A 14,632-nucleotide genomic window follows, 5' to 3' on the forward strand; every position below is an offset into this window, starting at 1 on the left:
AATACGGACTTCAGCCTTCAGCCAGCGCCATAGCCAACTGCACCTGCAACTGTTCATCCACAGCCTGCAACTGCAGGCGCTGAACCTGTCCACCGTCCCGTTCCAGGGCATGCAACCAACTCAGCACAGCAGCTGGCGGGCCTTGCAGGCTGACCTCCAGCTGCCCCTCCCTGGCCTCCAGGCCCGCAACATGCAGGCCGGCAAGCCGTGCACGCTCGCTCAAACTGGCAGGCGTGAGCGGCTCGGAAGTGCCAGCCGACTGAGGTTGGCGTTGGGTAACACGCTTCAACAGCGCAGCCAACGCTTGTTCTTGCACAAGGTGAGCCTCAGCATTACGCAAACGGATCTGGCTCGGTAACCAGGCCAGCTGCCAGACAATCAACAGGCCCACAGCCCAAAGTGCCAGCGTCAAAATCGTTCGCCTGGCAGCCGGTATCTGCTGCCACTGCTGCGCCAGCGCCTTTTTGTTCAAGCGTTTCATTCAGCCTCCAGCCAGGAGATGGTTGCCCGTACACCTTCGCCGACCTGCCGTGCGTGCCCCATCCTCACCCCTGGGGCACGCTGGCGAAGGCGTTCCAGATCATCGAAACCTTGGGCGACGACGTCGATGGTCCAACCCTCTGAGGTCTTGGCCTCGGCGTGCTCGATCGTAACGTTGCCAACACCCGCCAACGGGTCTGCAAGCATCGCCAACCGCTCGACAGCCGTCGGTGGTCCAGGCCGTTGCTCCAGAGCCTGGACCTGAGCGGCCAGGTCAGCGCCGGGCACCTGCCCGGGAGCCCAGCGCGCGAACATCTGCACGTTTTCGGCATGCTGCAGTAAAGCTTGCTGCTGCAGCCAGTCGGCACGCAGGTAACCAGCCAGACATACCAGCAGCAGCGCTGCCAGCATGCCACCGCCCAAGGCTTGCCAGGGCGGGCTGCTACGCTGTCGACGCATCGTGCCCTGGCGCAGGTCCACCGCAGTGCCGCCCCCGTCCACCAGCCTGCCAACAGCACTGGCGACATGCTTGTCGCTCAAAGCCTCGCCAGGCGAACCCGGCTCGGCCAGCCAGAGCCGGGGAGCCAAGCGGCGCGACAACACATGAGCCTGCCGTTCACTGACAGCCAGGCGCGTACCGTCCGCCCCACCCAACAGCCAGCGACCCTCGAACCATAGCGCGCAAGCCTCCTCAGTGCCCAACAGGTCGGCGTCTACATGCACCGCAACCGGGTCGATGCCCTGTGCCTGCAACATCGACATGAGGTGTCGATACTCCTCCAGCGCGACTGTCACAACTTGCCGGTAACCACCTGCGTCTGGGGGACCGAATGCCAAATGCAAGGTTTCCAGTGCCTCAGCAAGCTGCTCCTCGGCAGCGTAAGCCAGCGACTCGCGCGTCGGCCGCCTGCCCGGCACCGGGTCCAGCTTGCAGCATCCGGCCATCTCCATCGGCAACACCAGTACCACGGCAGCACCCGCCAACCAAGTAGGTAGCGCCCCGAGGGTGGTTCGGCATTGTTCGCCTTGCGCCGTGTACAGCAGCGCCGGCCACTGCAGCCCCGCGGCAGGCATGCCTTGGGCCAGTAAAAACAGGTAATGCCTACTCATCTGGCCTTTGCTCCGGTTGTGCAGAATATGAACGTCGCATGACGCGCACTTGGTGCGTGTCCAAATCGATTTCCAGGTCGCTGTAGAGGTACATCCGCCTGCCTGCCAGTTCTGCCTGAACCTCCAGGCGGTACCATCGGCTCGTCACGGATAAACCATGACTGTCGACGCCCAGGCCGTCCAACGAGGGGAGTGCCAGAAAACGTTGCACGGTGGGAATGCCATGCTCGGGGCGCTCGCCTACCAACTGCCGCGCAACAGACAGCTCCACACCTTCAAGGGCCGCCAGCAACCGTGCCGAAGCCGTATTGATGTTCAGCCCTGCTGTGCGCGGCAGGGCTGTCACCCAAGGCTGCAACCGCGCCACGGCTTGAGCATCCATGCCTGGTAGCGCACGCAGCTGGGAAGGGTCGAGCATGGGCTGCCCCAGCAGCGGATCGAGCGCTGGAGGTTCGATCTTCAATGACCGGCAAAGGCGTTTCCAGCGCTTGAGCAAGACTGGATTGGGTGTCCCGTTCACCGTCAGGGCAGCGAGGTTGAACCGGCCTGAAAGGTCTTCCAGGCGATAGCGGAGCTGGCCTTCACCAAGACTCAGCTGACGGCTGCGCGCCCAGGGCTGGCCGAGATGGGTCACCTGAAGCACAGTGGCAACCTGCTGCTTCAAATGCCCCAGCGCATGACGCTCCCCGGCCAGCGCCAGTTTCAGCAACTGCGATGCGTCAATCTGCTGGCCCACACTGCCCAGCATTCCCTGATGGCTGCGCAACATCCCGGCCACCAGGAACGACAACAGCGCCATGGCCAGTAGCACGGTAACCAGCGCCAGGCCACGCTGCTGCGCGCTTTTCACAGAGTGCCCCCGGCCAGCGGCAGCACGCGGCGTATCGCCTGCAATCGTTTGGTCGACAACATCACCTCAAGTGCCTGCGGTGGTTGCCGGGTGTGGGCCGATGGCCACTCGGGTTGCCAGCCCACACCGGCTGCATGCATGCGCCAACGCAACTCGACAACCCCCTCCAACAGGCGCTGAGGCTGGCCCTGGCCATTTTCCAGCCCGCGGCGTTGGCGCCACAGCACACCTTCCGCCAACCAATACTCCACGACTCTCAGATCGCTGCGTGGTAACGGCTGGCTGTCACGCTCCGCTCCCAGTACCCAGCTCACCCGATGCTTTTCCAGCGTCACGCCATGACCGCTGCCCTTTGCCTTGCCCGCATGCCAATAACCCTGCAAGGCATCTCGCTGCATTACGCTCATCGCCCGGCCAAGGGCTCGCAGTTCAGCGGCCTGGGGCTGACGTACCGTATCCGTCTGTAACACTGCTGCCACCAACTGGCTCGTCCCTTGAGCCAGCAGGGCAAATACGGCAATGGCCAGCAACAGCTCCAGCAGGGTGAAGCCCCGCTGGCGGCCCGCTGTTTTGCTTTCATGGCAGAGCATTGCCACCCTCCAGCCAGCCCGTGGCCTGGTGGAGCACTGTGCGATCTGCAGCCAGCCCTACAGTGATGGATACTTCGATCAATCCCACATCGACCAGGTGATGCATCGACTCCCGCACGAACCAGGTGCGCTGGCCAAAAACGACTGTCTCGGCGCGCTGCCCTGCAACGGGCAGTGGGTTAAGGCCAAGCTCGGTCAAACGGTTATCAGCGATCCAACTTGCGAACAACCGGTCATGGGCACCCTGCGTTTGCACCAACACGTGCTGGCTGGCGGCAGTCACGGCCGCGGCCAATACGGCAAAGATCGCCAACGCCACCAGCACTTCCAGCAACGTGAATCCGCGTTCAGAGGTGAAGGTGGGGGTCATTCAGGCCATCGCTCGATACATGGGCAAGCCGCACACCTGCCTCAAGGAAATACAACAGGAACGGGGTGTACTCATCGTTGCTGGCAAACGTGAGTTGTGCTGTTTCGCCGTGCCTCGAAAGCCCTGCCGGCAACCCGTCGATCTCCAGCCGCAGGCTCAGGCTCAAACTACGGCGCTGCCCCGTCGGCATCCAGGTTTGCCCCGTACGCAACATCAACTGGTAGCCGTCAGTGTCGATGCGAATACCCAGGGTCTGCCCCTCGAGCACTGCTCGCTGCCTGGCCTGTTGAACCACCTGCAGGAACAGCCCGGCCTCCTGGCGTGCGGTCCGTTGCGGATCGTGCCCGACCATCAAACCGCTCATGCCCATGACGATACCTGCCAGTACCAGTACCAACAGCAATTCAAGGAGGGTAAAACCCTGGGAGCGGCGCCGGATCATTCGTCCCAGTTACCGATGTCTGTATCCAAGCCTTCACCACCCGCTTGGCCATCGGCACCTAACGAGTACAGGTCATAGCCCTGGCCCGAGCGCACTCCGGGGCTTGCGTACCGGTAAGGCGCCCCCCAAGGGTCTGACGCAGCGCGCTTGAGGTAGCCCTGGGCGTTCCACTGACGCGGCAGAGGCGCCACGCTTGGGCGCCGAACCAGCGCTTCGAGGCCTTGAGCCGTGGTCGGATAACGCCCGTTATCCAGCCGGTAGATCTCCAGTGCAGTGGAAATGGACTGAATATCGGTGCGCGCCGCCGTGACCTTGGCATGGTCCGGGCGGCTCATGACATTGGGCAGCACCAATGCTCCGAGTACACCAAGGATGATGACTACGACCATGATTTCGATAAGGGTGAAGCCACGTTGCGAGTGACGTGCAGAGCCATTGAGCATGTCAGTTGACCAGTTGGTTGAGGTTGAGAATAGGCAGCAGAATGGCCAGGACGATGAACAGCACGATGCCCCCCATCACCAGCAGCATCAGGGGCTCGCACAGGCTGACCAGTAACGAGATACGACCTGCCAGGTGCTTTTCCTGAAGGTCGGCAGCGCGCTCGAGCATGCTGTCCAGCTCCCCTGCTCGCTCACCACTGGCAATCATGTGCAGCATGAGCGCAGGCAGGGTTTTACTGCGCGCCAGACTGCTGGCCAGCGTTGCACCTTCGGCTACTTCGCGCACGGCAGTCAGCAAGCGTTCCCGTAGCACCAGATTGCCGACTACCCCGGCGCCAATGCTCATTGCTTCCACCAGCACGACACCACTACGGCCAAGAATTGCCAGGGTACTGACGAAGCGGGCGGCTTCACGTGTGCGAACGAATTCGGCATAGCCGGGCAACTGCAACGCCAGGGCATGCCATTGCCGTTTGCGTGCGGGGTGGTGAAGTGCCAGGGCAATCGATGCGATCAACGCAGCCAGCGCCAGCACTGCGATCACCCCATAGCGCCCGGCCGCGTCACTGAGCGCGATCAATACCCGTGTCGCCAGCGGAAGTTGGGCGTGGTCACGACTGAATGCCTGAACAACGTCCGGTACTACATAACCGAGCAGAAAACCCACCACCAACAGCGATACCACCATCAGGATCGCGGGATAGGCCATCGCCAGCTGTACCCTCTGGCGTAACGCCTGCTGATGTTCGCCATGCTCGGCCAACCGTTCAAGCACGGCAGCCAGGTACCCGGAGCGCTCTGCAGCAGCTATGGTTGCGCGGTAGACAACCGGGAATGCCAATGGGTAGTGCGCCAGTGCATCTGCAAACGTATTGCCTTCCACTACCCGCTCAGCGACCCCGAGCAACACCTGCCGGACCTGCCGTTGACCGTTCTGGGCAGCCACCGCCTGTAGCGCCTCGGTCAGCGGCACGCCCGCCTGCAAAAGGGTCGACAGTTGACGCGTCAACAGGCACCGCCGGGCAAGCGTCAATCGCCTGCGCACGGGCACGATGGAAAATGAAGACTGCCTGGCCGCTTTGACCTTGAGCACGAACAGGCCCTGATCACGCAGCTGCTGCCGGGCCTGTTGCGCACTACTGGCCTCTACGCAGCCGCGCTGACGAACGCCGCTATTGTTCCGTGCGATGAAGCTGAAAACCGCCATGCTCAGTCCTGGCCAGTCACGCGCAAAAGTTCTGCGGCGCTGGTCTGTCCCATACAGACCCTTTGCACGCCATGCTGAAACAGGCTGGCTGAGTCGCCACGGACTATTTCGCGCATGGTCGCTTGTGACGCCCGGGCGTGAATCGCCTGGGCCAACTGTTCATCGACGACAACCATTTCGTGTAACGCCAGGCGGCCGCTGTAGCCCTGCTGACACTGTTCACACCCCACCGCCTGATAGACATGCGTCGGCAGCTCCTTGGGGTAGCCCAGGGCACTGGCCATGGCATCATCGACCACACAGGCAGCCTTGCAGTGCGGGCACAGCACCCGCACCAGCCGCTGAGCCATGACGCCGGCAAGGGAAGTAGCAAGCAGGCAGGTATCAACGCCCATGTCCGCCAGCCGCGTGATGGCCCCCAAAGCGCTGTTGGTATGCAAGGTCGAGAGCACCAGATGCCCGGTCAGGGATGCCTGCACGGCAATATCGGCAGTTTCACGGTCACGAATTTCGCCCACCATCACAACGTCCGGATCTTGGCGAAGTATCGCCCGAAGACCTCGGGCGAAGGTCATGTCCACCTTGGTGTTGACCTGGGTCTGGCCTATGCCGGGCAGGTGATATTCGATCGGATCCTCGACAGTAAGAATGTTGCGGGACTCCCGATTAAGCACCGAAAGCGCCGTATAAAGCGTTGTGGTCTTGCCGGACCCGGTTGGTCCTGTAACCAGGAAGATGCCATTTGGCCTGTCCAGCATGGCGAGGAAGGCCTTGCTCACCGAAGCCTCCATTTGCATGTGCTGGATATCCAGGCGCACTGCCTGCTTGTCCAGCAACCGCAGCACAACGCGCTCGCCGTGAGCAGCGGGCAACGTCGACACCCGCACATCCACCTCATGGCCTGCCAGGCGCAAGCTGATGCGGCCATCCTGGGGCACACGCTTCTCGGCGATATCCAGACGCGCCATGACCTTGATACGCGACACCAGCAGCGCCGCCAGCGCCCGTGGCGGCGACAGGACCTCACGCATGACGCCATCGATACGCATGCGTACCCGCAACTGTTGTTCGAAGGTTTCCAAGTGGATATCCGAGGCGCGCGACCTGACTGCTTCGCTGAGCAAGGCATTGAGCAAGCGGATAATCGGCGCGTCCCCTTGCTGGTCGAGCAGGTCGCATGACTGCGGCAAGGCTTGCGCCAGGCGTGGTAAGTCAATCTGCTCATCCAGCCCCTGGATGACGGTATGGGCAGCGTCCTGAGTACCGCCATAGCAAGCGGCAAGGCGCTCGGCAAAATGCCCTTCATCGACCAGACGCAGCGGCCAGTGACTGCCTGTCACGCGCAACACCTCAGAAAGCACCTGCAGCGAGGCGCTGTCGCGCATCAAAACGGCCGGTTCTGCCGCCTGCCGGTCCAGCAGAATGCCGTGGCGCCGGGCAAAGCCGAATGAGAGTTCAGGGTTCAAGAGCCAGGCTCCCGGGTAGGGACAGGCCGGGTTTCGAACAACTCGCGGGCCTCCCGAGGCATACGCTGCGGATCGGCTGAGTGCACATCACGGTAAGCGCGGCGCCCCGAATCGATCAGTTCAGCCTGGGTACGTAAAAGGGTAGGCCGCAGGAAGACCATCAGGTTGGTCTTCTCCTGAATGTCCCGACTCCAGCGGAAAAGCCCGCCTATCAGCGGTATGCGGCTCAACAGAGGCACCCCTCGCTGCTCGGTACGCACGCTGTCCTTGATCAACCCTCCGATCACGATGATCTCGCCATCGGCGGCAAGGATGGTGCTTTTGAGCGTTCGCTTGCTGGTGATCAGGTCGCCTTCGACGGTGCTGGGGGCGAGTTCGGAGCTTTCCTGCTCGACCTCCAGGCGTAGGCTCCGGCCCTCATTGATATGCGGGCGAACCTTGAGGCTGATACCGATATCCTTGCGTTCCACGGTTGTAAACGGGTTGTCCGCGCCGCTGCCGGAAGTGGTATAGGAGCCGGTCTTGAACGGTACATTCTGGCCCACCAGAATCTGCGCTTCCTGGTTGTCCAGCGTAAGCAGGCTGGGCGTGGAAAGCAGGTTGCTTCGGCTGTTGCTGGCCAGAGCCGACACCAGCAGGCCAAACCTGTCCGACCCAATGGCCAGCGCTGCGCCGCTGGGCAACAGTTTGTCCGCGTCGAACAGATCAGCGAAAGCAGCCCCGCTGTCGGGGAAGGTCACGCCGCCTTTCAGGCTGCCGGTATCGACGCCCCACTGCAGGCCCAGAGCTTCGTTGATATCCCCGCTGACTTCGACAATGGCTGCATGTATCAGCACCTGCGCGCGGGGCTGGTCCAACTGCTCGATCATTTGCGCCACATTGTCGAGCATGCGTGGCTCCCCCAACAGCAGCAGCGCATTCTGACTGGCATCGGCCTTGACCATTACCCCAGCCGCCAACGCCGGGGCCGGGCTCTCGCTATAGGCCTTGCCATCCAGTTGCTTGCCTACATCGTTCAGTACCTCGGCCAACTGCTCGGCATTGCCATGCTGAAGGCGCACCACCCGCCAGTTTTGCGAAGAGGCCGGTGCCGCCACATCCAGGTCACGGGCCAGCTGCGCCATACGTTGCCGGGACTTTTCCGGGCCGAGAACAAGCAGGCGATTACCGCGCACATCTGCAAGTACCCGTACACCGCTATCGGGGCCACCGGCCGATGCTTCGACGACAGGCAATACTTCAGCAGCCTGTGCCGTACGCAATGTCACCAGCTCATAGTCATGTCGCTGACCGCTGTCCAGTTGTGCCACCAAGGCTTGCAAGCGGTCCAGGTTCGCAGCCGAGTCGGTAACCACCAAGGCATTGGCAGAACTGGACGGGCCAATGTAGCCATTGCTCGATACCAGCGGCCGCAGCAAGCCCGCCAGATCGGCGGCAATGCTGCCCGACAGGCTGAACACCCGCGTGGTGAAGGCAGCAGGGATCGCGTCGGCTTGCTGGTTCGCCCAGACCTTGGCTTCGCTGGCTGGAAGCACCAGCAAGCGGTCGCCATCGTTCACCGCTGCAAAACCCTGCGCATTCAATACCGAATAAAACAGCCGGCGAACGCCCTCGCGATCATGCGGCTCATTCGATAGCACGGTGATACGCCCCTGCACGCGAGGGTCGAGCACGATCGTCTGATCCAGAATTGCCCCGACTTCCCGTACGACATCGCGCACATCGGCATCGCTCATCGCCAACTGCCAGGTTGCAGTATCTGCCAATGCCAACGTGCCGGCCACAGACAGGCAAGTGCCGACCAAGGCAACCTGCAAATAGCGTTGTAAAGTCATTGCACCTCCCGCAACAAGCGGGGTGGATCTGCTGGAGCAGGGCCAGCCACAGCCGCGCTGCCAGAGGTAAGGAAGACACTGGGGCGGCTGCCGGACATCGCCACGCTTTGTTCGACGCTGCCGTCCCAGAGCGTGATGCTGCGCACCTCGATACGGCGCACAACGCTCCCGTCCGGCAACCGGTCGCCGACCCGATAGAGGGCGTCACCGTCCCGGCTGCCCACAAGCGCACGCGCTTCGCCACGGCTGGGAATGAAGCATGCTTTGAGCACCAGATCAGCTCGGCCAGCAGGTTGCCCGTCAGGCGAGCTGAGACCGAAGGCCAGGACCAGTGATGCCGTGGAGAGCGGCTTTTCCAAAGGTGCGCTGTGGGCGAAACCTTCGGGCACTTCAGGTTCAAATGACCATGGCCGTACCGTTTCGCGGATGCCCAGCGCCACCATCGTCATCACAGGTATCGCCGCCCAGGCCCAATGCCCCAACCGTTTCATCGACTCAAGGCAACATCCGCCGAATGATGCGTCGACCCGAAAGTTCGTGCATTACCACCGCTACGACATGCAGCAACATGGCGCCAGCAAGCAACGTACTTGCTGCAACGTGCAACTTGCGCCAGGCATCCAGCCATGAAGGGTCAACAAGCAAGGGCGCTATGGCAAACCAGCCGAACACCTCGATCGGTCGGTCCATCATCAGCACACCGGACAGCAGAACCAATGCCGTGAGCCAGTACAGCCCTTCATGGACGAAATGAGCTACCCGGCGCCCGGCGACACTCTGGTGTACCGCGCCTGGCCTGGCCATGCACACGCGAAGCAGCCAACGCATGAGAAAAACCGGGATAAAAAGCGTAGTCAGCCCAACATTCACGAAGCCGATGAAGTCAGCGCTGGAGGGTTGGACCTCAACCAGGGAAACATAGAAACCACTCGCCAGCGCCCAACCGATAATCAGGGCAGAGATCCAGTGCAACACAACCTGTTGCCAAGCATATTTATCTTGCGACATCGAAAAGTCCCGAGCCTGACCCGGCAGCCCAACTCAGGCTGCCAGGCCAGATCTCCTTAGCGTTTGATCCAGGCGTCTTGCCAGTTGCTGCCCACACCTGGCTCATACTGACTGGCACTTTCCGAATAGATCTTGCACCAGCCTTCATACGGGAATGGCTTGCACTCGAACACCTCGCCAGTTTTCGGTTGCAGGACGCGAGTTCCTGCCTTGTAACTGGCAAGCGATTGCGGGAATTCGAAGTCGTAGCCTTCACCCCCGGCCGTCTTCAACTGAACCTTGCGCTCCTCCTGAAGCAATATGCGCCCGGTTTTATTGACACCGACAACCTTGAGCAGGTGCTCGCCTTCGACACTGGCTACCGGCAGAGAAATCGGGCTGGTGGTGGCATCCACTTGCTGACGGACGAAGCCGACCTGCTGGTTGGCTGAATCGTACAGCCGCGCACTCACCTGCAAGTTACGGTTGGTCATCACCGTGAAGTCCAGCGCCGCCTTTCCATCAGTCAGGGTATATTCCGACTTGAGATCATGCAGGTGCAGATAGCTGTCATCCGAAGGCACGCCTTCGAAGTCCAACTGATAGCTGCTGATACCTGTCTCAGGCTTTGCATAGATATTGTTGGCGCCCTGTACCGGCGTGATATTGCCTTCTTGATCGGGTTGACCTGCCTGTACCAGCGACTGGCTTTCATTGATACGCGTGGCGAGCTTGTACGACCAGTTGGGTGCAAGGCCTTCTTCAGCGTTCTCGATGGTAATACTCACGCTGTAAGGCGCGCTCTCTGAACCCGCCACGAACGCACGGGCCTTCACCTTGTCGCCAATCTGCAAGTCCCGATGTGGATTGATGGCGCCTACTTGTGGCCATTGCGGAACAGGGCCGCCATCAGTTTGGATATCCACATCCATCACGTTGTAAAACGCGGCGGCCGTATCATCGACAGTCCAGACACCCATGATGACATGGTGCCCCGACCTGTCTGCCGGCAAGGTGCACTGATGCTTGACCGGCGATGGCCCGACGGTGGGTTGACCTTCGCCGCGCGCCGGCTTGCCGTGGCCATCTACCTTGCAGAAAGGCGTCAACTCGAACGCATCGCGCGCCAAGGGTGAATTGGGATTCCAACCGGCCTTGGTGATGAAGTATTCCCAACCGGTTGTCTTGTGCCCTTCGGTGTAATGCCACTCGAAGGTAATGTCGCGCTGCTTGATAGTGGTCAGGTGCCAACGATTGGCAGACTGTTCGTCAAGCGGAGCAAAGTCACCTCGCTCTCCACCACTGGCGAGTTTGCCGTCGACAGGGCCACGTGCAGGGAATCCTTTAACGGTTTCTCCGACTGACTGGGGCTCGTACGTCGCTGCCCCGCACTCGGTATTTTGCCCCAAGCGACAGGCGTAGGCGCGCGAAGGCGGCTCGCTGGTATAACCATGGGCATAGGCCAATTGTCCCTGTATACCCGCACCGGCCATTGCTACCCACACACTGGTAGCCAACAGCCTTCGCACATTCTTTGTTGTACTCATGATGCCCCCCGGCGTAATGGACTTGCACCAGCAAGCCCGACTGAGTGGCCCAGTCTATTTACGCGCCAGGGATCAATATGTAGGAATTAGCTCGTTACACGCGCTGCTATCGCCCAACCGGGGTGAGGAGTTCGACAACATCTACATCGACCTCCCTGCTCATCAGGTGCTTCTCCACCTCACCAGTCAGTTTGACCTTGGTTTTTTCGTTGAACGGTGTCTGCGGGAGATCTTCATCGTCAATTTCGACGGTTATGGTGCCCGTGTCATCCTTGAACTCGTACTTGTCGTCGTTATTGATCTTTTTGGTCACGAACCCCTGCAGCACCACCGGAGTATCATCGGCGGCATCATTGGCAGCAGCCACGGTGGAAACTGGCTGGGCACCAGGGCCCGTATAGCTGCCAGCAAGGGCAGCGGTACTGAACAGCGGGACGAGGATCAGTGCGAGATAATGGGTTTTCATGAGGATCGGGTCCTGTTTCGGTTTCGATGGGACCAGATTAACGACGATCGCTGAATTAAAACTTAATGCACAAAAAACCCGGCATCGAAGCCGGGTTTACTGAGCAGTGCATCAAGTCACTGGTGGTACTGCGCCGACAGCTCGTGCACAGCATTGATGAACACACCGGCATGCTCCGGATCGACTTCCGGGGTAATACCATGACCAAGGTTGAACACATGGCCAGTGCCGTGGCCATAACTGGCCAGGATGCGCGCCACTTCCTTGCGAATGGCTTCAGGCTTGGCGTACAGCACGGTCGGGTCCATGTTGCCTTGCAGCGCCACCTTGTCACCCACACGGCGACGGGCGTCGCCGATCTCGCAGGTCCAGTCCAGGCCCAGCGCGTCGGCGCCGGCTTCGGCAATGCTTTCCAGCCACAAGCCGCCGTTCTTGGTGAACAGGATCACCGGCACCTTACGCCCTTCGTGCTCGCGGATCAGGCCGCTGACGATCTTGCGCATGTAGGCCAGTGAGAACTCCTGGTAGGCCGCCGCCGACAGGTTGCCGCCCCAGGTGTCGAAGATCTGCACGGCCTGGGCGCCGGCCAGGATCTGGCCGTTAAGGTAGCTGGTGACCGACTGGGCCAGCTTGTCCAGCAGCATGTGCAGGGCTTGCGGGTTGTCGTAGGCCATGGCCTTGGTCTTGCGGAAGTCTTTCGACGAGCCGCCTTCGACCATGTAGGTGGCCAGGGTCCACGGGCTGCCGGAGAAGCCGATCAGCGGCACACGACCATTGAGCTCACGGCGAATGGTGCTGACCGCGTCCATCACGTAGCCAAGGTCTTTCTGTGGGTCCGGGACTGGCAGCGCTTCGATGTCGGCCGGAGTGCTGATGACCTTCTTGAAACGCGGGCCTTCGCCGGTTTCGAAGTACAGGCCCAGGCCCATGGCATCGGGAATGGTGAGGATGTCCGAGAACAGGATCGCCGCGTCCAGCGGGTAGCGGTCCAGCGGCTGCAGGGTGACCTCGCAGGCGAACTGCGGGTTCATGCACAGGCTCATGAAGTCACCGGCCTTGGCGCGGCTGGCGCGGTACTCCGGCAGGTAGCGGCCGGCCTGGCGCATCATCCACACCGGGGTGACGTCTACGGGTTGCTTGAGCAGTGCACGCAGGAAACGATCGTTCTTCAGGGCAGTCATGTCGGCATCCGGAAAAATAGTGCGGGCATTTTCTCAGACACCAGCGCAAAAGGCACGGCCATGGCCATGTGTTTTGTCTATTGGATGCCACAGATCAAGCGTTTTTGTATACAAAAGCTTCGCGGGCATGCCTGCCCCCACGGGTTCTGCGCTTAACCCTGCGGGAGCGGGCATGCCCGCGAACAGGTCGAACCTCAGACTTCGAGGTAGTCCAGGATACCCTCGGCAGCCGTACGCCCTTCGAAGATCGCAGTCACCACCAGGTCCGAACCGCGCACCATGTCGCCACCGGCAAACACTTTCGGGTTGCTGGTCTGGTGCTTGAACTTGCCCTTCTCCGGGGCAACCACACGGCCCTGGCTGTCCAGCTGAATGCCATGCTGCTCAAACCACGGCGCCGGGCTCGGGCGGAAGCCGAAGGCGATCACCACGGCATCTGCCGGCAGGATCTCTTCGGAGCCCGGGATGGGCTCAGGGCTGCGGCGGCCACGGGCATCAGGCTCGCCCAGGCGGGTCTCGACCACTTTGACGCCTTCGACCTTGTCCTCACCCACAATGGCAATGGGCTGGCGGTTGTAGAGGAACTTCACGCCCTCTTCCTTGGCGTTCTTCACCTCTTTGCGCGAACCCGGCATGTTGGCTTCGTCACGACGATAAGCACAGGTCACCGCCTTGGCACCCTGACGGATCGAGGTACGGTTGCAGTCCATCGCGGTGTCACCACCGCCCAGCACCACCACTTTCTTACCCTGCATGTCGACGAAGTCTTCCGGCGACTTCTCGAAGCCCAGGTTGCGGTTGACGTTGGCGATCAGGAAGTCCAGTGCGTCATGCACGCCCGGCAGGTCCTCGCCCGGGAAGCCGCCCTTCATGTAGGTGTAGGTACCCATGCCCATGAACACTGCATCGTACTCGGCGAGCAGCTGTTCCATGGTCACGTCCTTGCCCACCTCGGTGTTCAGGCGGAACTCGATACCCATGCCGGTGAAGACTTCGCGGCGGTTGCTGAGCACGGTCTTTTCCAGCTTGAACTCGGGGATGCCAAAGGTCAGCAGGCCGCCGATTTCCGGGTTCTTGTCGAACACCACCGGGGTTACCCCAGCGCGCACCAGGACGTCGGCGCAGCCCAGGCCCGCCGGGCCGGCGCCGATGATGGCGACGCGTTTACCGGTTGGCTTGACCTTGGACATGTCCGGGCGCCAGCCCATGGCGAAGGCGGTGTCGGTGATGTACTTCTCCACCGAGCCGATGGTCACCGCGCCAAAGCCGTCGTTCAAGGTGCAGGCACCCTCGCACAGGCGGTCTTGCGGGCAAACACGGCCGCATACTTCGGGCAGGGTGTTGGTCTGGTGCGACAGTTCCGCCGCGGCCAGGATGTTGCCTTCGGAGACCAGCTTCAACCAGTTGGGGATGAAGTTGTGTACCGGGCACTTCCACTCGCAATACGGGTTACCGCAGCCCAGGCAGCGGTGCGCCTGCTCTACGGACTGCTGCGGCTTGAACGGTTCGTAGATTTCCACGAACTCCTTCTTGCGCTGGCGCAGCAGCTTTTTTTTCGGGTCCTTTCGGCCCACTTCGATGAACTGGAAGTCATTGTTCAGACGTTCAGCCATTTTTCAAAACCTCTTTACAGCAGCTGCAAGCTACAAGCTGCAAGC

General features: G+C 61.2%; 16 protein-coding genes. All 16 read right to left on the reverse strand.

The genetic code is table 11. The features are described 5' to 3' along the window. Positions 1 to 10 precede the first annotated feature (10 nt). On the reverse strand, positions 11 to 481 hold the full coding sequence (gspM, locus tag QCL51_RS23475; RefSeq protein WP_021783695.1) for a type II secretion system protein GspM: 471 nt from the start codon (positions 479 to 481) through the stop codon (positions 11 to 13). Beyond that, positions 478 to 1,590, reverse strand: coding sequence for a type II secretion system protein GspL (gene gspL / locus QCL51_RS23480; protein ID WP_021783694.1), 1,113 nt, complete (start codon positions 1,588 to 1,590; stop codon positions 478 to 480). The genes gspM and gspL overlap by 4 nt, the downstream gene beginning before the upstream one ends. Then, positions 1,583 to 2,389, reverse strand: coding sequence for a type II secretion system protein GspK (locus tag QCL51_RS23485; RefSeq protein WP_155249908.1), 807 nt, complete (start codon positions 2,387 to 2,389; stop codon positions 1,583 to 1,585). The genes gspL and QCL51_RS23485 overlap by 8 nt, the downstream gene beginning before the upstream one ends. A gap of 47 nt (positions 2,390 to 2,436) precedes the next feature. Next, on the reverse strand, positions 2,437 to 3,030 hold the full coding sequence (gene gspJ, locus QCL51_RS23490; protein ID WP_021783692.1) for a type II secretion system minor pseudopilin GspJ: 594 nt from the start codon (positions 3,028 to 3,030) through the stop codon (positions 2,437 to 2,439). Further along, positions 3,017 to 3,400: a type II secretion system minor pseudopilin GspI gene (gene gspI / locus QCL51_RS23495; protein ID WP_021783691.1), complete on the reverse strand. Its 384-nt coding sequence runs from the start codon at positions 3,398 to 3,400 to the stop codon at positions 3,017 to 3,019. Before gspI ends, gspJ begins: the two co-directional genes overlap by 14 nt. Then, positions 3,378 to 3,842, reverse strand: coding sequence for a type II secretion system minor pseudopilin GspH (gene gspH, locus QCL51_RS23500; RefSeq protein ID WP_021783690.1), 465 nt, complete (start codon positions 3,840 to 3,842; stop codon positions 3,378 to 3,380). Before gspH ends, gspI begins: the two co-directional genes overlap by 23 nt. After that, positions 3,839 to 4,285 carry a type II secretion system major pseudopilin GspG gene (gspG, locus tag QCL51_RS23505; protein WP_021783689.1) on the reverse strand — a complete coding sequence of 149 codons (447 nt, stop codon included), beginning with the start codon at positions 4,283 to 4,285 and terminating at the stop codon, positions 3,839 to 3,841. Before gspG ends, gspH begins: the two co-directional genes overlap by 4 nt. Position 4,286: 1 nt before the next feature. Beyond that, positions 4,287 to 5,492: a type II secretion system inner membrane protein GspF gene (gene gspF / locus QCL51_RS23510; RefSeq protein WP_103443681.1), complete on the reverse strand. Its 1,206-nt coding sequence runs from the start codon at positions 5,490 to 5,492 to the stop codon at positions 4,287 to 4,289. A 2-nt stretch (positions 5,493 to 5,494) separates the two neighbouring features. Continuing rightward, positions 5,495 to 6,958 carry a type II secretion system ATPase GspE gene (gspE, locus tag QCL51_RS23515; RefSeq protein ID WP_021783687.1) on the reverse strand — a complete coding sequence of 488 codons (1,464 nt, stop codon included), beginning with the start codon at positions 6,956 to 6,958 and terminating at the stop codon, positions 5,495 to 5,497. Next, the gene (gspD, locus tag QCL51_RS23520) at positions 6,955 to 8,793 is read right to left on the reverse strand and encodes a type II secretion system secretin GspD (RefSeq protein ID WP_021783686.1); all 1,839 of its coding nucleotides are present in this window, start codon (positions 8,791 to 8,793) and stop codon (positions 6,955 to 6,957) included. Before gspD ends, gspE begins: the two co-directional genes overlap by 4 nt. After that, complete coding sequence (locus QCL51_RS23525; protein ID WP_274118722.1) at positions 8,790 to 9,242, reverse strand: hypothetical protein; 453 nt, start codon at positions 9,240 to 9,242, stop codon at positions 8,790 to 8,792. The genes gspD and QCL51_RS23525 overlap by 4 nt, the downstream gene beginning before the upstream one ends. Positions 9,243 to 9,288: 46 nt before the next feature. Continuing rightward, the gene (locus tag QCL51_RS23530; RefSeq protein WP_021783684.1) at positions 9,289 to 9,801 is read right to left on the reverse strand and encodes a cytochrome b/b6 domain-containing protein; all 513 of its coding nucleotides are present in this window, start codon (positions 9,799 to 9,801) and stop codon (positions 9,289 to 9,291) included. Positions 9,802 to 9,857: 56 nt separating this feature from the next. Beyond that, positions 9,858 to 11,327, reverse strand: coding sequence for an N-acetylglucosamine-binding protein GbpA (gene gbpA, locus QCL51_RS23535; RefSeq protein WP_103443679.1), 1,470 nt, complete (start codon positions 11,325 to 11,327; stop codon positions 9,858 to 9,860). Positions 11,328 to 11,433: 106 nt separating this feature from the next. Next, a complete protein-coding gene (locus QCL51_RS23540) occupies positions 11,434 to 11,793 on the reverse strand; it encodes a NirD/YgiW/YdeI family stress tolerance protein (RefSeq protein ID WP_021783682.1) in 360 nt (119 codons plus the stop codon). Positions 11,794 to 11,909: 116 nt separating this feature from the next. Continuing rightward, the gene (gene hemE, locus QCL51_RS23545) at positions 11,910 to 12,974 is read right to left on the reverse strand and encodes a uroporphyrinogen decarboxylase (RefSeq protein WP_021783681.1); all 1,065 of its coding nucleotides are present in this window, start codon (positions 12,972 to 12,974) and stop codon (positions 11,910 to 11,912) included. Between the two features lie 194 nt (positions 12,975 to 13,168). Then, on the reverse strand, positions 13,169 to 14,587 hold the full coding sequence (locus QCL51_RS23550; RefSeq protein ID WP_003249156.1) for an FAD-dependent oxidoreductase: 1,419 nt from the start codon (positions 14,585 to 14,587) through the stop codon (positions 13,169 to 13,171). Between the last annotated feature and the right edge of the window lie 45 nt (positions 14,588 to 14,632).

The organism is Pseudomonas sp. LTR0, from assembly GCF_036630035.1.
In the GTDB taxonomy this organism is placed as follows: Bacteria; Pseudomonadota; Gammaproteobacteria; order Pseudomonadales; family Pseudomonadaceae; genus Aquipseudomonas; species Aquipseudomonas putida_Y.